This window comes from Rhizobium esperanzae (assembly GCF_014197615.1).
Lineage (GTDB): Bacteria > Pseudomonadota > Alphaproteobacteria > Rhizobiales > Rhizobiaceae > Rhizobium > Rhizobium esperanzae_A.
Genome location: NZ_JACIFY010000001.1, coordinates 364461 through 385568, shown reverse-complemented (window position 1 = coordinate 385568; position 21108 = coordinate 364461). Strand labels below are relative to the sequence as shown.

The 21108-nt window shown below is 60.6% G+C and carries 27 protein-coding genes; 12 read left to right on the top strand and 15 right to left on the bottom strand.

Features of this window, described 5'->3' with window-relative positions; genetic code table 11:
* Nucleotides 1–118 precede the first annotated feature (118 nt).
* Nucleotides 119–454 carry a Grx4 family monothiol glutaredoxin gene (gene grxD, locus GGD57_RS01990; protein WP_085737390.1) on the bottom strand — a complete coding sequence of 112 codons (336 nt, stop codon included), beginning with the start codon at nt 452–454 and terminating at the stop codon, nt 119–121.
* Nucleotides 455–693: 239 nt separating this feature from the next.
* The gene (locus GGD57_RS01985) at nt 694–945 is read right to left on the bottom strand and encodes a hypothetical protein (RefSeq protein ID WP_184466314.1); all 252 of its coding nucleotides are present in this window, start codon (nt 943–945) and stop codon (nt 694–696) included.
* Between the two features lie 165 nt (nt 946–1110).
* On the opposite strand from GGD57_RS01985, the gene GGD57_RS01980 reads away from it, so the two are divergent.
* Nucleotides 1111–2277, top strand: coding sequence for a hypothetical protein (locus GGD57_RS01980; protein WP_184466312.1), 1167 nt, complete (start codon nt 1111–1113; stop codon nt 2275–2277).
* A gap of 16 nt (nt 2278–2293) precedes the next feature.
* Here GGD57_RS01980 and GGD57_RS01975 read toward each other — a convergent pair whose 3' ends face one another.
* The 4 genes from GGD57_RS01975 to GGD57_RS01960 are packed head-to-tail and all read right to left on the bottom strand — an operon-like array spanning nt 2294 to nt 5492.
* A complete protein-coding gene (locus tag GGD57_RS01975) occupies nt 2294–3010 on the bottom strand; it encodes a transporter substrate-binding domain-containing protein (protein ID WP_184466310.1) in 717 nt (238 codons plus the stop codon).
* 12 nt (nt 3011–3022) lie between these two features.
* Nucleotides 3023–3787 carry a 4-hydroxy-2-oxoheptanedioate aldolase gene (hpaI, locus tag GGD57_RS01970; protein WP_184466308.1) on the bottom strand — a complete coding sequence of 255 codons (765 nt, stop codon included), beginning with the start codon at nt 3785–3787 and terminating at the stop codon, nt 3023–3025.
* Nucleotides 3788–3794: 7 nt separating this feature from the next.
* Nucleotides 3795–4577, bottom strand: a complete 783-nt coding sequence (hpaH, locus tag GGD57_RS01965; protein WP_184466306.1) for a 2-oxo-hept-4-ene-1,7-dioate hydratase — start codon at nt 4575–4577, stop codon at nt 3795–3797.
* 21 nt (nt 4578–4598) lie between these two features.
* Nucleotides 4599–5492: a dioxygenase gene (locus tag GGD57_RS01960; RefSeq protein ID WP_184466304.1), complete on the bottom strand. Its 894-nt coding sequence runs from the start codon at nt 5490–5492 to the stop codon at nt 4599–4601.
* A 251-nt stretch (nt 5493–5743) separates the two neighbouring features.
* Between GGD57_RS01960 and GGD57_RS01955 the strand changes: the two genes are divergently transcribed.
* The 10 genes from GGD57_RS01955 to GGD57_RS01910 are packed head-to-tail and all read left to right on the top strand — an operon-like array spanning nt 5744 to nt 13111.
* Complete coding sequence (locus GGD57_RS01955) at nt 5744–6478, top strand: GntR family transcriptional regulator (protein ID WP_184466302.1); 735 nt, start codon at nt 5744–5746, stop codon at nt 6476–6478.
* Entirely contained in the window at nt 6478–7299 is an 822-nt protein-coding gene (locus tag GGD57_RS01950; RefSeq protein ID WP_184466300.1) for a sugar phosphate isomerase/epimerase family protein, read from the top strand. The genes GGD57_RS01955 and GGD57_RS01950 overlap by 1 nt, the downstream gene beginning before the upstream one ends.
* 48 nt (nt 7300–7347) lie before the next feature.
* A complete protein-coding gene (locus GGD57_RS01945; protein WP_184466298.1) occupies nt 7348–8016 on the top strand; it encodes an amino acid ABC transporter permease in 669 nt (222 codons plus the stop codon).
* 9 nt (nt 8017–8025) lie between these two features.
* Nucleotides 8026–8676, top strand: coding sequence for an amino acid ABC transporter permease (locus GGD57_RS01940; RefSeq protein ID WP_184466296.1), 651 nt, complete (start codon nt 8026–8028; stop codon nt 8674–8676).
* A gap of 43 nt (nt 8677–8719) precedes the next feature.
* Complete coding sequence (locus tag GGD57_RS01935) at nt 8720–9544, top strand: transporter substrate-binding domain-containing protein (protein ID WP_184466294.1); 825 nt, start codon at nt 8720–8722, stop codon at nt 9542–9544.
* 7 nt (nt 9545–9551) lie between these two features.
* Complete coding sequence (locus tag GGD57_RS01930) at nt 9552–10325, top strand: amino acid ABC transporter ATP-binding protein (RefSeq protein WP_184466292.1); 774 nt, start codon at nt 9552–9554, stop codon at nt 10323–10325.
* A 19-nt stretch (nt 10326–10344) separates the two neighbouring features.
* The gene (locus GGD57_RS01925) at nt 10345–11205 is read left to right on the top strand and encodes a shikimate dehydrogenase (RefSeq protein WP_184466290.1); all 861 of its coding nucleotides are present in this window, start codon (nt 10345–10347) and stop codon (nt 11203–11205) included.
* Nucleotides 11206–11220: 15 nt separating this feature from the next.
* Nucleotides 11221–11589 (top strand): 5-carboxymethyl-2-hydroxymuconate Delta-isomerase, encoded by a 369-nt coding sequence (locus tag GGD57_RS01920; RefSeq protein ID WP_184466288.1) that lies wholly within the window; start codon nt 11221–11223, stop codon nt 11587–11589.
* Between the two features lie 31 nt (nt 11590–11620).
* Complete coding sequence (gene aroQ, locus GGD57_RS01915) at nt 11621–12070, top strand: type II 3-dehydroquinate dehydratase (protein ID WP_183700278.1); 450 nt, start codon at nt 11621–11623, stop codon at nt 12068–12070.
* A 3-nt stretch (nt 12071–12073) separates the two neighbouring features.
* Nucleotides 12074–13111, top strand: a complete 1038-nt coding sequence (locus tag GGD57_RS01910; protein WP_184466286.1) for a Gfo/Idh/MocA family protein — start codon at nt 12074–12076, stop codon at nt 13109–13111.
* A 139-nt stretch (nt 13112–13250) separates the two neighbouring features.
* Here the strand turns inward: GGD57_RS01910 and GGD57_RS01905 are convergent, their stop codons facing one another.
* The 4 genes from GGD57_RS01905 to GGD57_RS01890 all read right to left on the bottom strand — a co-directional run bounded on the left by GGD57_RS01905 (nt 13251) and on the right by GGD57_RS01890 (nt 17975).
* Entirely contained in the window at nt 13251–13484 is a 234-nt protein-coding gene (locus GGD57_RS01905; RefSeq protein WP_085737388.1) for a BolA/IbaG family iron-sulfur metabolism protein, read from the bottom strand.
* Nucleotides 13485–13503: 19 nt separating this feature from the next.
* Nucleotides 13504–15735, bottom strand: a complete 2232-nt coding sequence (gene purL, locus GGD57_RS01900) for a phosphoribosylformylglycinamidine synthase subunit PurL (RefSeq protein ID WP_184466284.1) — start codon at nt 15733–15735, stop codon at nt 13504–13506.
* A gap of 121 nt (nt 15736–15856) precedes the next feature.
* Nucleotides 15857–16435: an acyloxyacyl hydrolase gene (locus tag GGD57_RS01895; RefSeq protein ID WP_184466282.1), complete on the bottom strand. Its 579-nt coding sequence runs from the start codon at nt 16433–16435 to the stop codon at nt 15857–15859.
* A gap of 121 nt (nt 16436–16556) precedes the next feature.
* Complete coding sequence (locus GGD57_RS01890; RefSeq protein ID WP_184466280.1) at nt 16557–17975, bottom strand: PLP-dependent aminotransferase family protein; 1419 nt, start codon at nt 17973–17975, stop codon at nt 16557–16559.
* Between the two features lie 81 nt (nt 17976–18056).
* Between GGD57_RS01890 and GGD57_RS01885 the strand changes: the two genes are divergently transcribed.
* Entirely contained in the window at nt 18057–18314 is a 258-nt protein-coding gene (locus tag GGD57_RS01885; protein WP_184466278.1) for a DUF1127 domain-containing protein, read from the top strand.
* Nucleotides 18315–18353: 39 nt separating this feature from the next.
* Here the strand turns inward: GGD57_RS01885 and GGD57_RS01880 are convergent, their stop codons facing one another.
* Genes GGD57_RS01880 through purC form a run of 5 tightly spaced genes read right to left on the bottom strand, consistent with a single transcriptional unit; the run spans nt 18354 to nt 21090 of the window.
* Nucleotides 18354–18749, bottom strand: a complete 396-nt coding sequence (locus GGD57_RS01880; protein ID WP_184466276.1) for a hypothetical protein — start codon at nt 18747–18749, stop codon at nt 18354–18356.
* A gap of 31 nt (nt 18750–18780) precedes the next feature.
* Nucleotides 18781–19452 (bottom strand): phosphoribosylformylglycinamidine synthase subunit PurQ, encoded by a 672-nt coding sequence (gene purQ / locus GGD57_RS01875; RefSeq protein WP_184466274.1) that lies wholly within the window; start codon nt 19450–19452, stop codon nt 18781–18783.
* A complete protein-coding gene (locus GGD57_RS01870) occupies nt 19449–20003 on the bottom strand; it encodes an RNA 2'-phosphotransferase (RefSeq protein WP_184466273.1) in 555 nt (184 codons plus the stop codon). Before GGD57_RS01870 ends, purQ begins: the two co-directional genes overlap by 4 nt.
* A 44-nt stretch (nt 20004–20047) precedes the next feature.
* The gene (gene purS / locus GGD57_RS01865; protein ID WP_184466271.1) at nt 20048–20290 is read right to left on the bottom strand and encodes a phosphoribosylformylglycinamidine synthase subunit PurS; all 243 of its coding nucleotides are present in this window, start codon (nt 20288–20290) and stop codon (nt 20048–20050) included.
* Between the two features lie 35 nt (nt 20291–20325).
* The gene (gene purC / locus GGD57_RS01860) at nt 20326–21090 is read right to left on the bottom strand and encodes a phosphoribosylaminoimidazolesuccinocarboxamide synthase (RefSeq protein ID WP_003568927.1); all 765 of its coding nucleotides are present in this window, start codon (nt 21088–21090) and stop codon (nt 20326–20328) included.
* Between the last annotated feature and the right edge of the window lie 18 nt (nt 21091–21108).

The window sequence follows — 21108 nt, the reverse complement described above, 5'->3', positions numbered from 1 at the left end:
GCTTGTGATGAATCTGTCACAATGAAATTCCCATAAACAGGCTAAGGCGCTGCTGGCCGCAGCGCCTCGGACGCAAGATTACAGAATTGGAAACCGGGCGGACGCGCCCGGTGACCGATCAGGCGGCGCCGCGCACGGTGACGCCGTTTTCCTGGAGATGCTGCTGCAGTTCACCGGCCTGGAACATTTCCCGGACGATGTCACAGCCGCCGACAAATTCGCCCTTGATGTAAAGCTGCGGAATCGTCGGCCAGTTGGAGTAATCCTTGATGCCCTGGCGGATTTCCGAATCGGCGAGCACATTGATGCCCTTGTAGTCGACACCGATGTAATCGAGAATCTGTACGACCTGCCCGGAGAAACCGCACTGCGGAAACTGCGGCGTGCCCTTCATGAAGAGGACGACGTCGTTGCTCTTGATTTCGTTGTCGATGAATTCGTGAATGCCGCTCATGGGACCTGATCCTTTCAACAGGCGGGTTAAAGGCCCGCCGTTTCAATCGTTGCCTTTAGATAGCATGCGGTGGCAGGAATTCCAGCCGCCCGAACCAAAAAAAGACCAATCTGGTCAGACCACTCCGGCATTGTTGCCGTCGCGTTACGGTTGGCGGGGAGAATCTGAAATCCAAGAGTTGAAAACCTGCGTCATCACGTCGGCTTACGGCCGCCGACGCCCTGCCTATGCGCAGGGGTTCAGCTGCGGCGCTGGCGGCTGCGGCCGGCGGCGGTGCGGCGCTTGCTGACCTGCTTGCGGGCGGGCTTGCGTGTCGCAGCAGTCGTCTTGCGGGTGGTCGGGGCTGGCTTGCGTGCTGCAGCCGTTGTCGATGCGCTGCGTGTTTTCCGCCTCTTGCGCTTCGTGGTGGCGCGGCCGCTGGTTTTCTTGAGGATTTCCTTCAGCACGGTGTCGACGACGCCTGATATCAATTCTTTGACAAGATCGGCCACAAAAACCCTCCGTTCGTGGTGGAAACGACATGGGCACTATTGAATTCCGGAAGGGTTCGGTTAGCAAGACGGCTTCGAGACCATAGCTGCTTTTTCGCCGATTTCGGCGGCGCGGCTGCCGGATCGCATGCAACATGCCGGCCATTTGGCCGGCCGGAAGGTGGAATGAAACTGATCGAGAAGCGGGTCGTCCTGCATTTTCCGGGCTTCGAGCCGCTTGACGGCGTTGCCCACAGGGCGCGCTACGAACGCTCTGCCAGGCAGAGTGCCGCCGTCTGGGGCTATGCGGTTGAGACGGGGGCACCCGACGCAGAAAGCGATCCCCTCAGTTTCGAGGTGACGACGGATAGCGGGGCAGGGACCGGTTCCCCCGGCTGGCAGACGAAGAGCCGGATCCACATGGTCGATCACGATAGGCTCGTAAGCAGTCTGCGCAGCGGCAATACGTTGAGCCAGATCGTTGCGGGTTTTCGAACCTGCGCCCAGATCATGCTGGAAGGCGGCATGGCGGGATATTTTCGCCATGCCTGGCGCTTCGGCCTGTTCTTCCTCTTTCCGTTCCTGCTGACAGCGCTGGCGATCGCGCTGACGGCGCAGATCGCCATCATGCCCTATAGTCTCGGTTTTTCTCCCTGGCACATGCTCTGGAGTGGGCCGCTTGCGCTCTGCTTCTTCATCTTTGCCTTTCTGCCGTTTTCCGAACGCTTTCATACGCTGCATCTTTTTGCCGATTGGAAAATGGCGGTGGCGCTGGGCCGCATGGACCGGGCCGATTTCAACGGCTGGCTGGAAGACCGCGCCACCGCCGTGCGCAAGGCGCTTGACGAAGAGGCGGACGAATATGTGATCTCCTCGCACAGCATGGGATCGAGCGTTGCCGCCCATGTCATCGGCATATTGCTGGAAAGGGAGCCGGAAATCTTCAACGGCAAGCGCGTGGTGTTTGCCACCCTCGGCAGCGCCATCCTGCAATGCGCGCTGCTGTCATCGGCAACGCTGCTGCGCGCCCGTGTCGGGCTGATTGCCCGCTGTCCGGAGATTTCCTGGCTCGACGTGCAGTGCCTGACGGATTCGATCAATTTCTACAAGGTGCCGGTCGTCGCGGTTTCCGGCCACGCGGATGCACCTGAGGCAAAGATGATCCTGATCCGCGTCAAGCAGATGCTGACCCGTGAGCACTACCGCAAAATCCGCAAGGACCAGCTGCGCGTCCACCGGCAATATGTGCTGGGGCCCGATATGAAGGGGTCGTTCGATTTCACGCTGATGACAGCGGGCCCGATGCCGGCCTCGGTGTTTGCCGATGCGGAGCAGGAGAAGTTGCCGGCTTGAGGGCTGGGTCCCGCCATCATTCGAGATCCTTTTCACCATCGCTGGCCAAGTCACGGTCTGCCGCAGCAGTTCCGTTCAGGCGACGTACGAAATCTGCAAAGAAGGCCGAGGCATGAATGGATCTTCGCTGCACGGCGATCGTCTGGGGAATTTCGGAGAACGCTCCCTCCACCAGCCGGAAGCCGGAAGTTCGCTCCGAAGTCTGAACGAGGAATTCCGTCAATCCAGCAGCCGCGTCGCACTGCGAGCTGACAAGGAGATGGACGGCAGCCGCCGGGCTGTCGGTGTGCGAGACAGTGGCTTGTTCAAGGATACGTTCGAGCTGCTTCGTATAGGCGGCACTTCTTGCGGAGGCGATCTTCACGCCTTCGATGTCGACATCAGCGACCGTCCGGAACGCCGAAGCCTCGGGCACCAGGTAGGTCGCTTTGACGGACATGTAGGCGGGCGAGAAGGAAAACAGGGCGGCTCTCGATGGGTCCGAGGCAATGAAAGCAATATCCCACTCGCCGCGATCCGCAGCGGCGAGGATGTCGGCGGCCGAGCCGTACTGGATCAGCGACAGGCCGCAATCCAGTTGCTCGGCAATTTGGCGACCGATCCGAGCGTTCGGACCGACCAAGGCGCCGGCCTGATCGTCCCATCGGGCCAGCGCTGCATTCGACATGTTGACGGCTGCCCGGATTACGCCCGCCGGCGCTATCTCGGACAGAACTTTCTCTCGCGTCGACATCGGTGCGAACTCCTAAGATGCAAACCGGGCTGCGAGGGCCTCCGATCCTCGTGCAAGGAGGGCGACGTCTACGCCAACGGCGGTGAACAACGTCCCGAGCGAAATGCAGCGGGCTGCGAACGTCTCGTCCGGAGTGAGAATGCCTGCCGGCTTTCCAAGGATTTTCAGGCGCCCGATCGCATCTTCGATCGCCGCGACCACCTCGGGATGCCCCGGTTGGCCGGGATGACCGAAGCTGGCCGCCAGATCGGCGGGGCCGATGAATATGCCGTCGACGCCCTCGACCGCGGCGATGGCCTCCAGCCGAGCGAGTGCCTCGCGGGTCTCGATCTGCAGAAGCAGGCAGATCTCTTGTTCAGCATTCCGCGCGTAGTTCGGCACACGCCCGAAGCGGGTGGCGCGCGTCAAGGCGGAGACGCCGCGAATCCCGCGCGGCGGATACCGGATAGCGGCGACCGCTGCCTTGGCTTCCTCTTCGTTCTGTACATAGGGAATGAGGAGCGTCTGGACGCCGATGTCCAGAAAGCGCTTGATCAGTACGGCATCGTTGCAGGCCGGACGTACGACGGGGGACACGTCGTAAGGCGCGACCGCCTGCAATTGCGGCAGGACGGTGAGGACGTCACTAGGAGAGTGCTCGGTATCGAACAGCACCCAATCGAAGCCCGACGGCGCAACGATTTCCGCCGCGTAGCTTCCGGGAAGGCCGCACCAGAGACCGATCTGGCTTTGACCGGCTCTCAGTTTCCGTTTGAAGTGATTGACGGGAAGTTCCATCGGCGCCTCACACGAACGAGACGCCGATGGAGCCGACCGGACCATAGTCGGCTTGGATGACATCGCCCTTGACGATGTCCACAGGGCGGGTGAATGAGCCGGCAAGCACGATCTGGCCCTTCTTCAAGCCGCCTCCGACGGCATGGAGCTTGTTCACGAGCCAGGCGATCCCTGCGGCCGGATGCCCCATGATGGCTGCGGAAACACCCGATTCTTCGATGATGCCGTTTTTCGAAAGCGTCGCGCCGACCCAGCGGATGTCAATATCCATGGGCCGGATGATGCGGCCGCCCACGACGATCGCTCCAAAGGCGGCGTTGTCGGCGATCGTATCGGTGATCGCTCTGGGTACTTCGGTTCGGTAATCGATGATCTCAAGCGCAGGAACGACAAACTCCGTCGCGCGCATGACATCATAGATCCGAGTGCTCGGCCCCGCGAGATCCTCACCCATTACGAAGGCGAGCTCGACTTCGAGGCGAGGCTTGATGAAGAGCGCCGCGCTGATTTGCGCTCCGTCGTTATAGAGGGCGTCGTCGAGAATGACGCCGTAGTCGGGCTCCGTCATTTTCGATGCCATCTGCATCGCCCGCGATGTCAGTCCGATTTTATGCCCCGCGATCCGCGCGCCCTTTGCAATCCGCGCCTGCGCCCAGAGCGCTTGGATCTGATAGGCGTCTTCAATTTCCAAATTCGGATATGTCCTGCTCGGCTGGACGATGGGCCTGCGTTCGGTTTCTGCCTTCAGCAATGCGTCGGCTGCCGTTTGGCGTTCCTTCTCGGTAATCATGATTTGGCTCTGCTGGTTTTGTTACTTGATCGGGGGACGCGGCAGGATGGCCTCGCCCGGCTCCATGACGTAGGTGTAGTCGAGTGAAAACCACGGGCCAGTGACGTCCGTGTCGGACGGGTGCGGCTCGTCATGACGGACAAAGTCGCCTGTCAAAGCCGCGGTGACGCCGAATTGCACATCGGATTCGATGTTCGGATCACTTGGGTCGAAGACCTGGGAGATGAGGGTTTTGTATCCCTGTTTGAAGATCAGCGCGTGCAGATGAGCGGGTCGGTAGGGATGGCGGCCTTGCGCTTGGAGAAGCCGGCCTACGACCCCGCCGATAGGGATGGGATAGCCCACCATTTTGACCGTTCTGAACCAGAACCGACCCTCGTCGTCGGTGGTGAACTTGCCTCGCAGGTTCATTTCCGCCTGGTCCGGGTCCTGGTTTTCGTAAAGGCCGACGGGAGAGGCATGCCATACGTCGATCTCGGCGCCTGGGATGGGTTTGCCTTTCCGATCAACCACCTTCGCATGGACGAACAAGGGTGTTCCCGGCGTTTCCGACCGGATGATCGTTCCGCCGTTTTCGACCTGCGGAGAGTTGAGGCGCCAGAACGGCCCGAGCAGCGACTGCGAAGTCTCGGTCTGTCCATTATCGCCGTTGTTGAGCAGGCAGACGAGCGACGACACCCCAAGTGATCCGGCCATGAGCACGAACTCGTTGTGGCTGTCGGTCTGCAATTGGCCAATTTCGTTGAGGATGGCCGTCGCTTCGCGAAACTCGACTTCCGACAGCCTGACTTCGCGCACGAATGCGTGGAGATGCTTCACCATTGCAACGAGTATTTCCCGGAGCCGTGGATGTTCGGTGCGGTCCATCACGGCGAGAACGGCAGGCGTCAACTCGCTTTCGGTTCTGATTGCCATAAGGCTACCTCCCAATAAGGTTCGAATACAAAAATAATCGATTATCTGTCAAGCGGTCACTTCGCATTCTGGATTAGCAGCTGATGAGGGAATGCCTGGTGTTGAGTATAAATCACTGATTTAAATAAATAAAAATAATCTTTGCAGGCGAAAACTCCGGGGTTCAGTGGTTTTCTGGCGTTCCGAGTTGACATAAATAATCGTTTATTATATCGATCATCGAAACTTAGCCGATTTGCTTGGGAGGAAAGATGGACTCGGCCGACGACAGCTCTCTTGGGCCGTTGACTGAAGACGGGCAATCAGCCGGCTTCCTCGACGATGGCAAGAACACCATCGGCAGTCAGCTCGCATCGCGCCTTCGGGAGGCGATCATCTCCGGTGAACTGGAAGCAGGCAGCAAGATCAATCTCGACAAGGCGCGGAAGACGTTCAACGTCAGTCTGAGCCCGTTGCGGGAGGGCTTGGCCCGGCTCATTTCAGACGGCCTGGTCGAGTTTCAGGATAACAGAGGCTATCGCGTCGCGCCGATCTCGCTGGCTAATCTCGAAGAGGTCACGAGCCTGCGCGAGGAACTCGAGGTTTTCGCGCTGCGTGAATCCATGCGTCTCGGCGACGTCGAATGGGAGGGCAACATCATGCGTGCGCTTCATCGCCTAAACCGCACGGAGCGCGACGCCGCTCGTCCCGAAACGCTGGAGCAGTGGGAAGCGCTTCACCGCGAATTCCATCTCACCCTGATTTCGGGCTGCGGCAAACCTCTGCTACTTCACTTCTGCAGTCTTCTGCTCAATCTCAACGACCGATATCGCCGCGTCTTCCTGATCCGTACGTCGGGGGATCGCAACGTCGGGCAGGAGCACAGCGAGATTGCTCAGGGCGCGGTCGCGCGTGATGTCGACTATGCCTGCGAGAAGCTCCGCCAGCACATTCATCGCACCGGCACCAATCTTCGCAACCATCTCGCGACGAAGGGGATCGAGTGATGACCGCCGCCGCATCGAAATCGGCGCCCCTGATTGGCCTTGCGCATTTCTCGTCGATATTGCTGCCTCCCGTGGAATTCGCGAAGAACGCCGCCCGCGCAGGGTTCTCCAGGATCGGGCTCAGGCTGCATCCGGCGTTCCCCGGTGCGCCTTACTACGAGCTGCCTGTCGGTGGTTCGGCTGCAGGCGAGCTGAAATCCGTGCTTGCCGGCGAAGGTGTCGAGGTTTTCGATATCGAGTTCTTCGTCATCGATCCCTCGTTCGACGCGTCGTCGGTGGAGGTCACCATCGCAGCGGCTGCGAACATTGGAGCACGCCGGCTCAGTGTCTGCGGAGACGATCCTGATTACGCCAGATTGGTATCGAACTTTTCGGATTTCTGCGGCCTCGCGGACCGTTACGGCTTGGCTGTCGACATCGAGAACATGGGTTGGCGGGTAATTAAAACCTTCCAGGACAGCGTCGGCCTTGTGAAGGCGAGTGGTGCCCGCAATGCCGGCGCCCTCGTCGACGGAGTCCATTTCTTCAGGAACGGCGGCACGCTCGCCTCGCTCCGAACCGAGCTCGGCTGGGTAAAGCACGTTCAGTTGTGCGACGTCGCCGGACCGGCGCCGGTGACACCAGGGGAGATGATCGCTGAAGCTAGAGGCGGGCGGTTCGCACCGGGAGAGGGCGAATTGCCGTTGAAGGAACTTGTCGCAGCGGTCGATAGCTCCGCGGCGATCTCGGTGGAAGTCCCACTCACGGGGTCTGCCTCGCCCGAGACGCATTTGAAACATCTGTACGACAGGGCCGAAGAATTATTCGGGCCGGATCGCTGATCCGGCGCTGGCGAGGCGTGAGCCGCGCCGGAGGGAGGAAGTCAACATATGGGTTATAGGTTCGATTTTGGTGCGGTCTTCGACCGCGCCCCGGAATTGTTTTGGGGTTCGCTTGGGACGCTCGGTCTCGCGTTCGCCGGAATGATCCTTGCGCTCGCGATCGGTATTCTCGGCGTCGCTGCAAGAACATCCAAGAACAAACTCGTTCGAGCTCCGGTGATTAGCTTCGTCGAGGTTGTTCGAAACACGCCGTTCCTGGTGCAGATATTCTTCATCTACTTCGCCCTTCCGCTCATGGGAATCCGACTGAGCCCCACCGCTACCGCCATCATCGCGCTGGGGATCAATGGCGGCGCCTATGCGATCGAGATCATTCGAGGCGGAGTGGAAAGCGTAAGCAAGGGCCAGGTCGAGGCAGGCTTTGCGTTGGGCTTGCATAAGGCCGATGTGTTCCGGCTGATCGTTCTGAAGCCGGCTCTGCGGGCGATCTATCCGTCCCTGACCAGCCAGTTCGTGATGCTGACCTTGACGACTTCGGTCTGCACTTCGATCGCCGCCTACGAACTGACCTCGGCAGCGCAGCGGATCGAATCCGACACTTTCCGAAGCTTCGAGGTCTATTTCAGCGTGACCGCAATCTACCTGGTCATCTCGAGCCTGATGATGGGCATCTTCGCCCTTATTTCCCGTCACTACTTCAACTACCCGACCAGATAGGAGGCGTTCATGGGTCCCATCGGCGAAAACGAGCTGTTCTTCCTCATGCAGGGTCTGAAGTGGACTGTGCTGCTGGCCATCATCGGCTTCGTAGGCGGAGGCATATTTGGAGTTCTGATCGCTCTGGTGCGCACGTCGAAGAACCGCTCCGCACGTTTCGTATCGTCGGGCTACATCGCGCTCTTCCAGGGCACGCCGCTCCTGATGCAGCTCTTCGTCGTCTACTACGGGGTCGCGCTGTTGGGCGTCGACGTCAATGCATGGATCGCTGTGGCCATCGCCTTCACCCTCCATGCAAGTGCCTTCCTGGGCGAGATCTGGCGCGGGTCGATCGAGGCCGTTCCGAAGGGCCAGACCGAAGCCGCGAACGCACTCGGGCTGCATTACATCTCGCGAATGAAGGACGTTGTCCTGCCGCAGGCGCTGAAGATTTCGATGCCTGCAACCATCGGATTTCTCGTTCAGCTCATCAAGGGCACATCGCTCGCCGCAATCGTCGGCTTCATCGAGCTGACCCGCGCCGGACAGATCATTTCGAACCAGACCTACCGCCCGCTGCTCGTCTTCGGGATCGTTGGAATAATCTACTTCATCATTTGTTGGCCTCTCTCCCACATCGGGAGCGGCTTCGAAAAACGGATGGCGAAAGCTGTCCGCTAACCTTGCTTCGCCCGAAGCAAAGACCACAGAGGAGGAGAATGGAATGTATAGCAATCGCAGACAACTTCTTGGAATGGCCCTGGCTACGGCCGCCTTCGCCACGCTAGGCGCGGCTGCAGCTTCGGCCGCGACCGTCGAGGAGATCAAGGCCAAGGGCACGATCGTCGTCGGCATTCAGGGCGACAACGCGCCATGGGGCTTCGTCAACACGAGCGGCAAGCAGGACGGGTTCGACGCAGATATCGCGACACTCTTCGCCAAGGAGCTCGGAGTGAAGGTCGAGTTCCAGCCGCTCGCCGTCGCCAACCGCATTCCGGCCCTGACCACCGGCAAGGTCGACATCCTGTTCGCCACCATGGCCATGACGGAGGAGCGTGCCAAGTCGATCCAGTACAGCAAGCCATACGCGGCGAACACGATCTCGCTTTATGCGGCAAAGGCCGATACCGCAAAAACGCCCGCCGATGTTGCCGGCTGGGAAATCGGCGTGCCGAAATCCAGCTCGCAGGACAAGGCCATTACCGATGCCGTCGGATCGACGGCGACCGTCCGCCGCTTCGACGACGACGCCGCAACCATTCAGGCGCTGGTCTCCGGACAGGTCAAGGCCGTCGGAGGCAACATGTTCTACGGACAGCGGCTCGATGCTGCCAGCGCTGGCACCTATGAGCGCAAGATCGACTTCCTGACGACTTACAATGGCGCCGGAACGCGACTGGGCGAGAAGGACTGGAACGAGGCCGCCAATGCCTTCCTCGACAAGATCAAGGGGAATGGCGAACTTGCAGCCATCACCAAGAAGTGGATGAAGATCGATCTGCCGACGTTCCCGGAATCGATCCCCAACATCCCGTTCACCGTCAAGTAAAGCATATATGGAGGGCGCCGTGCTCACTTCCGCTAACGACCAGTCTACATTGATATCCCTTGATAAGGTGGAGAAGTGGTACGGCTCCTTCCATGCGCTGAAAAACATCAGCCTGTCGGTTCGCAAAGGTGAGAAGATCGTCCTTTGCGGGCCTTCGGGTTCCGGCAAGTCGACTTTGATCCGCTGCATCAACGCTCTCGAGCTGATCCAGGAAGGCAGGATCGTCGTCGACGGGCAGTTGCTCGACGGCACCAGCAAGGCGGTTGATGCCATTCGGCGTGAAGTCGGGATGGTGTTCCAAAACTTCAATTTGTTCCCGCACATGACCGTTCTGCAGAACTGCGCGCTTGCGCCCATGAGGGTTCGCGGAACCAGCCGGGCTGACGCCGAGAGGCTGGCGAGAAAATACCTGGAACGGGTTCGAATTCTTGATCAGGCGGAGAAATACCCCGCTCAGCTCAGCGGAGGGCAGCAGCAGCGTGTCGCCATTGCCCGGGCGCTCTGCATGGAACCCAAGGCGATGCTGTTCGACGAGCCGACATCGGCGCTCGATCCGGAAATGGTCAAGGAAGTGCTGGACACTATGATCGGTCTCGCGCGCGACGGCATGACCATGATCTGCGTGACGCATGAGATGGGTTTCGCCCGCCAGGTCGCAGACAGGGTCATCTTCATGGCTTCCGGCGAGATCATCGAGGAGGCCGAGCCCGAGATCTTTTTCAAGTCTCCGAAGCATGAGCGCACCAAGGCTTTCCTCGGCGAGATCCTCGCACATCACTGAGCCGATTGGATTGATCGAGATGAACAACAACATATTCCTGGTGGGTCTCATCGGCGCCGACATCCAGATGTCGAAGTCGCCCGCATTGCATGAAACCGAGGCGCGGCACCTGGAGCTGGATTACCATTACGAACTCGTCGACCTCGCCGTACGCGGTCACACCGCTTCTGCGCTGCCCGGACTACTCGCCGAACTTGAGGACCGCGGCTTCGCGGGAAGCAACATCACGCACCCGTGCAAGCAGACCGTCATCGCCCATCTTACAAGCCTCTCCGAGGATGCTGAGATGCTCGGAGCAGTCAACACGGTCGTCCTTCGGGACGGAAAGCGGATCGGGCACAATACGGACTGGTATGGCTTCTATAAGAATTTCGAGCGGGGCATGCCCGACGCTGCCAAAACGCATGCCGTCCTGCTCGGCGCAGGCGGCGCAGGGGTCGCCGTCGCGCACGCGGCCATCAAGCTCGGTATCGAGATGCTCTCGATCTTCGACCAGGACACAAATCGCGCCGCCGCCCTTGCCGATCAGCTCAACCGGCGCTTTTCAAGAACCTGCGCGCGGCCGATCAGGGACGTCGGCGCGGCGCTCGATTCTGCGGATGGGCTAATCCACGCTACCCCAACCGGCATGCGAAGTCATCCGGGTCTTCCCATCGACCCGGAATGGCTTCATCCACGTCACTGGGTCGCCGATATCGTCTACATGCCGCTCGTGACCGAACTTCTGGCCCTGGCAGAGCAGAAGGGTTGCAGGACATTGCCGGGCGGCGGCATGACCGTGTTCCAGGCCGCGGCGGCCTTTGAACTTTTCACGGGTGTAAAACCGGATGCGGAACGCATGTCGCGCCACTTCGAAGAATTGTGTCGAGCTACAGCCTGACCGGGAGGACATGCCTTGCCGCACATCATTATCGACTATAGCCGGGGTGCTGCCGAACGGGTGGCGATCGATGAATTGACCAGAGCCGTCCACCATCGGGTGCGCGACGGAGGCCTGGTGAAGCCCACTGCCGTCCGGACCTTCGCCAGGGAGGCGACCTTCTCCTGCGTCGGCGACGAGCATCCGGACAATCACTTCATCCAGATCATCGTGCGCATGGCGCCTGGCCGGCCGGCTGAAACGAAGCGGGAGTTGTTGAAGGCGGTCCTCGGAGCTGCGCGCGCTGTCGCAGCCCCCGCGCTGCAAGCAGGCCGGCTGGGGCTGCGGGCCGATCTTTACGAGTCCGATCCGAATTTTGCATTCCAGGAAATAGCGTTCGCCTAAGCTTGGCAACGCCCTCACAAGGAGAATCGCAATGAGCCTAATCTACGTTCTGAATGGCCCAAACCTCAATTTGCTCGGCAAGCGTCAGCCTCACATCTATGGTCACGAGACGCTGGCCGATGTCGAGGCAGACTGCCGGAAAGTGGCCTCAGAACTCGGCCACGAGATCCGTTTCCACCAGAGCAACCGTGAATATGAAATCATCGACTGGATTCACGAAGCGCGCGAAGACGGAGCCGGTATCGTCATCAATCCGGCCGCATTCACGCACACGTCGCTTGCGATCCTCGATGCCTTGAACACGTTTGAAGGTCCCGTCATCGAGATCCATATCTCCAACATGTATAAGCGCGAAAGCTTCCGTCATCATTCCTTCGTTTCCCACCGCGCCGACGGCATCATCACCGGTCTTGGTACGGAGGGCTATCCGCTCGGAATCCGCCGCGTCGCGACGATGCTCACGGCACCCAAGAAGGACTGACAAATGGCTCCTCCGGTCAAACTGGCGGTCCTCGGCGCGGGGCTTATCGGGAAGCGCCACATCAAACACGTGCTGGACGAACCGATGGCGGAGCTTGTCGCTATCGTCGACCCGAGCCCGGTTGGAGAGGCGATCGCCAGCGAGGTTGGCGCCAAATGGTTTTCCACCTTCGCTGAAATGGTCGCCGCAGCGCGCCCTGACGGCGTCATCATCGCGACGCCTAACCAGATCCACGTCAGAAATGGGTTTGAGGCCGTAGAGGCTGGCATCCCGGCATTGATCGAGAAGCCAATCGTCGACGATATTGCCGCTGGCGAGAGGCTCGTTGGGATGGCCGAGGCCAAAGGCGTTCCGCTGCTTACCGGACATCATCGCCGACATAATCCGATGATGCAAAAAGCGAAACAGATCATCGAGAGCGGAAAGCTCGGGCGAATATTGGTCGTGAATGCCATGTTCTGGCTATTCAAGCCGGATGAATACTTCGACACTCCCTGGCGCCGCGAACGCGGCGCGGGACCGGTCTTCCTCAATCTGATCCACGACATCGACAACCTTCGCTACTTGTTCGGGAATATCACGGCGGTCCAGGCGATCGAATCCAACGCAGTTCGCGGAAACGCCGTTGAGGAGACCGCGGTGATCCTCATCGAGTTCAAGAACGGAATTCTCGGCACCGCTTCCGTTTCGGATTCCGTGGTCGCCCCATGGAGCTGGGAGATGACGACCGGCGAAAACCCCGCTTACCCTAAAACTGAGGAGGCCTGCTACATGATCGGCGGCACCCACGGGTCGCTGTCAGTGCCGTCACTCGACATGTGGAGCAATCCCGGCAAAAGGAGCTGGATGGAACCGTTCGAATGTCATCGCGCCGAAATCGAGAACGAGGATCCACTGGTCCTGCAGATACGCCAGCTTTGCAGGGTCGTCAGAGGCGAGGAGGCACCGCTGGTCAGCGGACGTGAGGGACTGGAAACCTTGAAGGTTATCGACGCAGTTAAGCGATCCGCCGCAGCGGGCCAGCGTATCAGCCTGATCTAAATGGTTGCGCGCCAGCTCGCCCAACGAGTCCGACATTCTCATGGGGCACCGCTTTGAAATGAAACAGACCCGGCAGGAAGGAATCCTTCCACCCGGGTCTGTTTCATTTTCAAAGCTTCAACCGGCCGAAGCTGGCATGTCACTCCGGCGCTGAGGTCTGCAGCGCCAGCGCATGCAGCACACCGCCCATATTGCCCTTCAGCGCTTCATAGACCATCTGGTGCTGCTGCACGCGGCTCTTGCCGCGGAAGGCTTCGGCGACGACTTCGGCGGCGTAGTGGTCGCCGTCGCCGGCCAGATCGCGGATCGTCACCTTGGCTCCGGGAATCCCCGCCTTGATCATGTCTTCGATATCACCGGGGTTCATGGCCATGATCGTTACTCCTTGCGCATTATTCCGCGGCCAGTTCGCCGCGGCCTTCCATGAAGTCAGGGAACCACGATTCATGGGCATCGCGCAATTGCTGAATCGGCAGCGAAATGAGATCGCCGACGGTGAGCGTCGTTCCCGCGACGGTGCCGAGGCGGCGGAAGGGAACGCCGGCGCCTTCGGCATTGGCGCAGACGAAATCGGCGACATCGGCCGGAATCGTCAGCACGTAGCGCGCCTGATCCTCGCCGAAGAGCAGCGCATGCGGCGCGCCCTTGCCTTCGCTAAGATCGATCGCCAAACCCTTGTCCGACGCCATGGCCATTTCGGCAAGCGCGACCGCCAGGCCGCCCGAGGAAATGTCGTGGCAGGCGGTCGCCTGGCCGTTGCGGATGACGGAGCGGACGAAATCGCCGTTGCGGCGCTCGGCAAAGAGATCGACCTCGGGTGCGGGACCTTCGCGGCTGGAGAGCACGTCTCTCAGATAGACGGACTGGCCGAGGTGGCTGCCGTCGACGCCGATCATGATCACCTTGTCGCCGTCATTGGCGCTGCCGATGCGGACCATCTTGCGCCAGTCCGGCAGCAGGCCGACACCTGCGATCGTCGGGGTCGGCAGGATGGCGACGCCGTTGGTCTCGTTATAGAGCGAGACGTTGCCGGAGACGATCGGGAAGTCGAGCGCGCGGCAGGCTTCGCCGATGCCCTTCACCGCCTGAACGAACTGGCCCATGATCTCGGGCTTTTCGGGGTTACCGAAGTTGAGATTGTCGGTGGCGGCGAGCGGCTCGGCGCCGGTCGCGGTGATGTTGCGCCAGCATTCGGCAACCGCCTGCTTGCCGCCCTCGAAGGGATCGGCCTCGACATAACGCGGCGTGACGTCGGAGGAGAAGGCGAGCGCCTTGCTTGGATGGCCGTCGACGCGCACGACGCCGGCATCGCCGCCCGGAAGCTGCAGCGAATTGCCCTGGATCAGCGTATCGTACTGTTCATAGACCCAGCGGCGGCTCGACTGGTTGGCGGAGCCGACGAGCTGGAGCAGCGCCTGGCCGTAATCCTGAGGTGCGGCGACGAGATTGGCGGGCAGGGGAGCCTGCTTGCCGGATTCGCGCCAGGGCCGGTCATATTCCGGCGCCTGGTCGCCGAGATCCTTGATCGGCAGGTTGGCGACTTCTTCACCCTGATGCATGACGCGGAAGCGCAGGTCGTCGGTCGTCTTGCCGACGATGGCGAAATCGAGGCCCCATTTGACGAAGATCGCCTTGGCTTCCTCTTCCTTCTCGGGCTGCAACACCATGAGCATGCGCTCCTGGCTTTCCGACAGCATCATCTCATAGGCCGTCATCCGCTCTTCGCGGACCGGCACCTTGTCGAGTTCGAGCAGGATGCCGAGATCGCCCTTAGCGCCCATTTCGACGGCCGAGCAGGTGAGACCGGCTGCACCCATGTCCTGAATGGCGATGACGGCGCCGGTCTGCATCAGTTCGAGGCAGGCCTCGAGCAGGCACTTTTCGGTGAAGGGGTCGCCGACCTGAACCGTCGGGCGCTTTTCTTCGATCGATTCGTCGAATTCGGCCGACGCCATCGTCGCGCCGCCGACGCCGTCGCGACCGGTCTTGGCGCCGAGATAGACGACCGGAAGGCCGACGCCCTTGGCTTCGGAGAGGAAGATGGCGTTGGATTTGGCGATGCCGGCGGCAAAGGCGTTGACGAGGATGTTGCCGTTATAACGGGCATCGAACTCGACTTCGCCGCCGACCGTCGGCACGCCGAAGGAATTGCCGTAACCGCCGACGCCGGAGACGACGCCGGAGACGAGGTGGCGGGTCTTCGGATGATCCGGCTCGCCGAAGCGCAGGGCGTTCATCGCGGCGATCGGACGTGCACCCATGGTGAAGACGTCGCGCAGGATGCCGCCGACGCCGGTCGCGGCCCCCTGGTAAGGCTCGATATAGGAGGGGTGGTTGTGGCTCTCCATCTTGAAGACGACGCAATCGCCGTCATCGATATCGACCACGCCGGCATTTTCGCCCGGGCCCTGGATGACGCGCGGCCCCTTGGTCGGCAGCGTGCGCAGCCATTTCTTCGAGGATTTGTAGGAGCAGTGCTCGTTCCACATGGCCGAGAAGATGCCGAGCTCGGTGAAAGTCGGTTCGCGGCCGATCAGATCCAGGATACGCTGATACTCGTCCGGCTTCAGACCGTGGCTTGCGATGAGTTCCGGCGTGATCGGGATGGTGTTTGGAATGGTCATGAGCGGAGAGTCCCTGGCGCGTTTTGCGCTGTCTTTAGCTTATGTAGCGGCGGCGCGCGACAGGAAAATGCCCGCCGTCAACAGAGGGCGGGCAGACTTTTCCAGCAAAAAGGACAATCGATCAGAACTTGTAGCCGATCTGCAGGCCGGCGCGCGTCATGCCGTCGTTCGGACCGTCGCAAAGATTGGCATGAGAGGAGTGGGCGATCTGGGCCATCACGTTCCATTTGCGGGTAAAACGGTAACCGGCTCCGACATATTCGTGGAAGAGGAGGCGGCAGCCGAGTTCCGGGCCGTCACTATCGCCGTCGAGATCGCCGGTATGGATGACGCCGCCGAAGCCGGCTTCGGCAAAAAGCTTCTCGTTGAAATCGACCGTCCAGGTGAAGCCGGTGAAGAATTGGGTGGCTTCGCCCGATGTACCGATCGAGGTGCCGAGATGGACGCGGGGATGCAACAGCTGCTGCTGCCAGCCGACGGCGGTCTCATATCCGAAAGGGTCGAAGAGGGCGGTGATTTCGGGAAAGACGCCGTCTTCCCTGGAATGTCCCGATTGTACCGAGGCCGAGACCCCGAAGCGCAGCTCATCGAATATCTGCTCGCCGGCATTTGCCGAGTCTGCAGCCGAGATGCCGGCGACCGCTGCCAGTGACGCCGTACTCAAAAAACACAATGCGATTCTTCCGACGTCGACTCTCATTGGCTGTCCTTTGATTCGCGTCAGGCGGGAATACAAAGACGTAGCACGGAGGTTGAGGCGGGACGGTGCTCGAAATGAGCGCCTGCGCTTTTCCTAAATTATGACGTGTATATGCAACAGGTCATATCTCACCATCATAGGCGGAACCGCCATTTTCCAGCAGCCGGCGCAGGATCATCAAGCCGGAGATCAGCTCTTGACTGGTCTTCGGCGAAGAGAAGCCGACGCGAACGCGATGGTAGGATTTCTCGCCGCGCGCCGCCTTGAATTCATCCTCGTCGTCGACGAGCACGCCGTCACGGAGGGCGGCATTCTTGAAGGTGCCGGACATCCAGGGCTCCGGCAGCTTCAGCCAAAGGAAGGGCGCATGCGGGTGTGATGCGAAATCGAAGCCCTGCAACTGCTCGCGGACAAGGCGAACACGCCGGGAGAGCTCTTCGACACTCTGCTTGCGGATCTCATGCGCCATGCCGCTTTCGACGAGGCGCGCACAGGTTTCCGCCAGGATGAAGGGCAGGCCGCCGGTGATCATCCTGTGCGTCACCCTGATGCGCTGGGCAAAATGCGGCGGGCAGGCGACCCAGCCGCCGCGCACGCCGGCGGCGACCGATTTCGACAGGCCATTGACGAGAAAGGTGCGGTCGGGCGCCAGCGAGGCGATGAGCGGTGTATCATCGTCGGCCATGCCGCCGTAGAGATCGTCCTCGATCAGCCAGACACCGTGCTTCCTGGCAATGCCGGCAATTGCCGCACGCCGCTCATAGGGCATGATTGCCACCGTCGGATTGTGGACGGTCGGCATCAGGAAGGCGACTTTCGGATGCTGCTGCTGGCAGACCCGCTCGAAATCCTCGGGGATCACGCCGACATCATCGGAATCGACCGTCAGCGTGCGGCGGCCGAGCAGGCGGGCGCTGCGGCTGACCTGTGTATAGGTGAGGTTCTCGAAGACGATCTTGTCGCCCGGTGCGGAGACGGCGGCGATGACGGCGATTGCCGCCGCATGAGCGCCGAGCGTCGGCACGATGTTTTCGGCCTCCGGCGTCCAGCCGCTGCGGGCAAGCCAGCGGCGGCCGGCTTCGAACCAGTTCGGCGGAAAACTCCGGGAATAGGAAGAGATTTCCGCAAGATGCTGTTCGCCGATCTCGGAAAGGATCCCTGCGATGATCTTGCCCTGGCCGAGATCGGGAGCGGCTGTCGTATCGAAACGGATCTTGTTGGCGGGGGCATCCTGGAAGCGGGTGCCGCCGAGCGAGATGGTCAACGGATCGATCTGTTCACTCGGCGGCGTCTCGGAGCGGTTGAGCACATAAGTGCCGCGCCCGACTTCGCCGGCGACGAGACCGCGCTCGTGAACCAGCGCGTAGGCGCGGCCGATCGTGCCGATCGTCACGCCGATATCATAGGCGAGGTTGCGCTGCGGCGGCAATTTGCTGCCGGCGGGCAGGGCGCCGGTCGATATGGCGGATTCGATGCTGTCGGCAAGCCGGAGGTAGACCGGTCCGGAGCCGCGGGAAATGTCGGGAAGCCAATTTGTCATGGTGACAATTGTATATATTGGCGCATTGTATCAGTCAAGCGTATGAGTCAATTCCAATGGTTGTCCAAAAGGAATCCTGGAATGTCTGCCTTGCCTGAGATCAAAATGCCGATTGTACCAATTGTCTCATACGAAGACAGGAGACAGATTATCCTCCCCGACGCGGCCACCGAGGCCAAGACGCGTTTGGGGCGGATCCGGGCGGCCATTCTTCTCTGGCATCGGAAGCGGGAAGGACGGCGTGCGTTGAGGGAGCTTACGGCAGCCGGACTGAAGGATATCGGGGTGTCGCAGTCCGATGCGGCCCGCGAAATCGGCAAGTCGTTTTTCTGGGACTGACTTTTTCTGGGACTGACGGGCTTCCTGCAGCTGGGATGATCAGCTGCAGGCCTTGTTGCCGCCAGACCAGCGGTTGACGTCGGCGGCGATGCGCCCGGCGACCGGCTCCGACATCATCGGACCGAAGGCCTGGAGATGCGACGGGCTTCCCTCGGCCTGCACGACGAGCAGCGGCCGGGCTTCCGGGCTGCCCTTGTGGACGAGCAGGATACGCGGCCGGCCGGAGAAGGAATTAAGTTCCGGCGCGAGTTTATAGGCTGCAAAGGCCGGGTCGCCCGATTTGAACCAGCAGGCGTTGGCGCCGAGCGCCACGCGTTCCATCGTCGGCAGTGCGGCGCGGTCCGGACCTGTGGGGGCCGGCGACGACTGGCAGGCCGCGATCATGGCTGCGAGAGCGGCGAGCAGGGCGGCGTTTGCGGAAAGGCGAAGGCGCATCGGTCTTGCTCCAGATCCGGATGAAAGGATTTCAGGCAGCGATGACATCGAGCGCCGAGGCAAAGAGGCCGCGGCCGTCCGATCCGCCATGGGCGGCTTCGATCAGGTTCTCCGGATGCGGCATCATGCCGAGCACATTGCCCGTTTCGTTCATCACGCCGGCGATATCGTTGATCGAGCCGTTCGGATTGGTGCCTTCGGCATAACGGAACACCACCTGGCCCTTGCCTTCGATCGCCGCCAGCGTCGCTGCATCGGCGAAATAATTGCCGTCATGATGAGCGACAGGGCTGCGGATGATCTGTCCCTGCGCATAGGCGCGGGTGAAATCCGTCTCGGCATTGACGACCTCGAGCTTGACTTCGCGGCAGACGAATTTCAGCGAGGCATTGCGCATCAGCGCGCCCGGCAGCAGGCCGGCCTCGACGAGGATCTGGAAGCCGTTGCAGACGCCGAGCACCTTCACGCCCTTTGCCGCCTTGTCGATGATCGCCTGCATGACCGGCATGCGGGCGGCGATGGCGCCGCAGCGCAGATAATCGCCGTAGGAGAAGCCGCCGGGGATGACGATCAGATCGACATCGGGGATCTCGGTCTCCGTCTGCCAGATCGTCACCGGCGCCTTGCCGGAGATATTGGTCAAGGCGGCGATCATGTCGCGGTCGCGGTTGAGGCCCGGAAGTTGAACGACGGCTGATTTCATGGGGTCCCTGCGTCTAGCGAAAGATATTGAACTGGAACGCTTTCGGCGAGCCATACTCCATTGTCGGAGACAAAGAAAGAATGACCTTCCGAAAACATGCGGGCCGCATCCACACGCAGGATGATATGTTCACCCTTGCGGCGCATTGCGACGATTTTCGCGGTTTCGACATCCGCCGAGAGATGAACATGGTGCCGCTGCATCTTCTGCAAGCCTTCGCGCTCGATCGACGGCCAGTTCGTCCGAGACGTACCGTGAAACAGAACGGCGGGCGGTTCGACCGGGTTCAAGGCGAGATCGACATCGATGCTGTGACCCTGATTGGCGCGGATTCTGTTATCGGCGAGGGTGAAGCGCCTCTTCGGATTGTTTTCGACAATCTCGGTAATATCGGCGCGGGAAACGTCATATTTCGACGCCACCGCTTTTTCGAGCGTATCGAACGATACCCAGCCCTCGGCATCGAGCGTCAAACCCGCGGCCTCCGGCGCATGACGCAAAACATAGCTCATATATTTCGAGACTTCCGTCTCCAGCTTTGCTTTCATCATGACGCCAAATCCTCAAAGTCCGCCGGACGACGGGGCCGTGATCGTCAGTCGATCGCGATCGCGTAATTCTCGATCACCGTGTTGGCGAGGAGTTTTTCGCACATGGCCTTGAGGTCGGATTCGGCCTTCGCCTTGTCGGCGCCTTCAAGCTCCAGGTCGAAGACCTTGCCTTGTCTTATATGGCCGACGCCCGAGAAGCCGAGGGCGCCGAGCGCGCCTTCGATGGCCTTGCCCTGGGGATCGAGAACGCCGTTTTTCAGCGTGACGGTGACACGAGCCTTGATCACTTTGTCTTTCCTGCCTTACTTGACGAGACGGTCTTTTACTTAACCAAAACGGGCCCGGTGCCGCGCACAGGCTCGTTTTCATTGATGATGCCGAGGCGGCGCGCCACTTCGGAATAGGCTTCGAGCAGCCCGCCGAGATCGCGGCGGAAACGGTCCTTGTCCATCTTCTCGTGGGTCTCGATATCCCACAGCCGGCAGCTGTCGGGCGAGATCTCGTCGGCGAGGATGATGCGCATCAGATCGCCTTCGAAGAGGCGGCCGCATTCGATCTTGAAGTCGACGAGCTGGATGCCGACGCCCAGGAAGAGGCCGGTCATGAAGTCGTTGACGCGGATGGCGAGCGCCATGATGTCGTCGAGCTCGGCGGGATTGGCCCAGCCGAAGGCGGTGATGTGCTCTTCGGAGACCATCGGATCGTCAAGCGCGTCGGACTTGTAATAAAATTCGATGATCGAGCGCGGCAGGACCACGCCTTCATCGATCCCGAGGCGCTTGGCAAGCGAACCGGCGGCGACGTTGCGCACGACGATCTCCAGCGGGATCATCTCCACTTCCTTGATCAGCTGCTCGCGCATATTGAGCCGGCGGATGAAATGGGTGGGGATGCCGATCTTGTTCAGATGGCTGAAGATATATTCGGAAATGCGGTTGTTGAGGACGCCCTTGCCATCGATGACTTCGTGCTTCTTCTTGTTGAAGGCAGTGGCATCGTCCTTGAAGAACTGGATCAAAGTGCCCGGTTCCGGACCCTCATACAGAATCTTTGCCTTGCCCTCGTAAATACGGCGGCGACGGTTCATCGTGGTCATTCTCTATTG

Bases quoted from the DNA above. Each gene is read 5' to 3' on its own strand.
- grxD (WP_085737390.1), bottom strand. From the start codon at position 454: ATGAGCGGCATTCACGAATTCATCGACAACGAAATCAAGAGCAACGAC.
- GGD57_RS01980 (WP_184466312.1), top strand. From the start codon at position 1,111: ATGAAACTGATCGAGAAGCGGGTCGTCCTGCATTTTCCGGGCTTCGAG.
- GGD57_RS01975 (WP_184466310.1), bottom strand. From the start codon at position 3,010: ATGTCGACGCGAGAGAAAGTTCTGTCCGAGATAGCGCCGGCGGGCGTA.
- hpaI (WP_184466308.1), bottom strand. From the start codon at position 3,787: ATGGAACTTCCCGTCAATCACTTCAAACGGAAACTGAGAGCCGGTCAA.
- hpaH (WP_184466306.1), bottom strand. From the start codon at position 4,577: ATGATTACCGAGAAGGAACGCCAAACGGCAGCCGACGCATTGCTGAAG.
- GGD57_RS01960 (WP_184466304.1), bottom strand. From the start codon at position 5,492: ATGGCAATCAGAACCGAAAGCGAGTTGACGCCTGCCGTTCTCGCCGTG.
- GGD57_RS01955 (WP_184466302.1), top strand. From the start codon at position 5,744: ATGGACTCGGCCGACGACAGCTCTCTTGGGCCGTTGACTGAAGACGGG.
- GGD57_RS01950 (WP_184466300.1), top strand. From the start codon at position 6,478: ATGACCGCCGCCGCATCGAAATCGGCGCCCCTGATTGGCCTTGCGCAT.
- GGD57_RS01945 (WP_184466298.1), top strand. From the start codon at position 7,348: ATGGGTTATAGGTTCGATTTTGGTGCGGTCTTCGACCGCGCCCCGGAA.
- GGD57_RS01940 (WP_184466296.1), top strand. From the start codon at position 8,026: ATGGGTCCCATCGGCGAAAACGAGCTGTTCTTCCTCATGCAGGGTCTG.
- GGD57_RS01935 (WP_184466294.1), top strand. From the start codon at position 8,720: ATGTATAGCAATCGCAGACAACTTCTTGGAATGGCCCTGGCTACGGCC.
- GGD57_RS01930 (WP_184466292.1), top strand. From the start codon at position 9,552: ATGGAGGGCGCCGTGCTCACTTCCGCTAACGACCAGTCTACATTGATA.
- GGD57_RS01925 (WP_184466290.1), top strand. From the start codon at position 10,345: ATGAACAACAACATATTCCTGGTGGGTCTCATCGGCGCCGACATCCAG.
- aroQ (WP_183700278.1), top strand. From the start codon at position 11,621: ATGAGCCTAATCTACGTTCTGAATGGCCCAAACCTCAATTTGCTCGGC.
- GGD57_RS01910 (WP_184466286.1), top strand. From the start codon at position 12,074: ATGGCTCCTCCGGTCAAACTGGCGGTCCTCGGCGCGGGGCTTATCGGG.
- GGD57_RS01905 (WP_085737388.1), bottom strand. From the start codon at position 13,484: ATGGCCATGAACCCCGGTGATATCGAAGACATGATCAAGGCGGGGATT.
- purL (WP_184466284.1), bottom strand. From the start codon at position 15,735: ATGACCATTCCAAACACCATCCCGATCACGCCGGAACTCATCGCAAGC.
- GGD57_RS01895 (WP_184466282.1), bottom strand. From the start codon at position 16,435: ATGAGAGTCGACGTCGGAAGAATCGCATTGTGTTTTTTGAGTACGGCG.
- GGD57_RS01890 (WP_184466280.1), bottom strand. From the start codon at position 17,975: ATGACAAATTGGCTTCCCGACATTTCCCGCGGCTCCGGACCGGTCTAC.
- GGD57_RS01885 (WP_184466278.1), top strand. From the start codon at position 18,057: ATGTCTGCCTTGCCTGAGATCAAAATGCCGATTGTACCAATTGTCTCA.
- GGD57_RS01880 (WP_184466276.1), bottom strand. From the start codon at position 18,749: ATGCGCCTTCGCCTTTCCGCAAACGCCGCCCTGCTCGCCGCTCTCGCA.
- purQ (WP_184466274.1), bottom strand. From the start codon at position 19,452: ATGAAATCAGCCGTCGTTCAACTTCCGGGCCTCAACCGCGACCGCGAC.
- GGD57_RS01870 (WP_184466273.1), bottom strand. From the start codon at position 20,003: ATGATGAAAGCAAAGCTGGAGACGGAAGTCTCGAAATATATGAGCTAT.
- purC (WP_003568927.1), bottom strand. From the start codon at position 21,090: ATGAACCGTCGCCGCCGTATTTACGAGGGCAAGGCAAAGATTCTGTAT.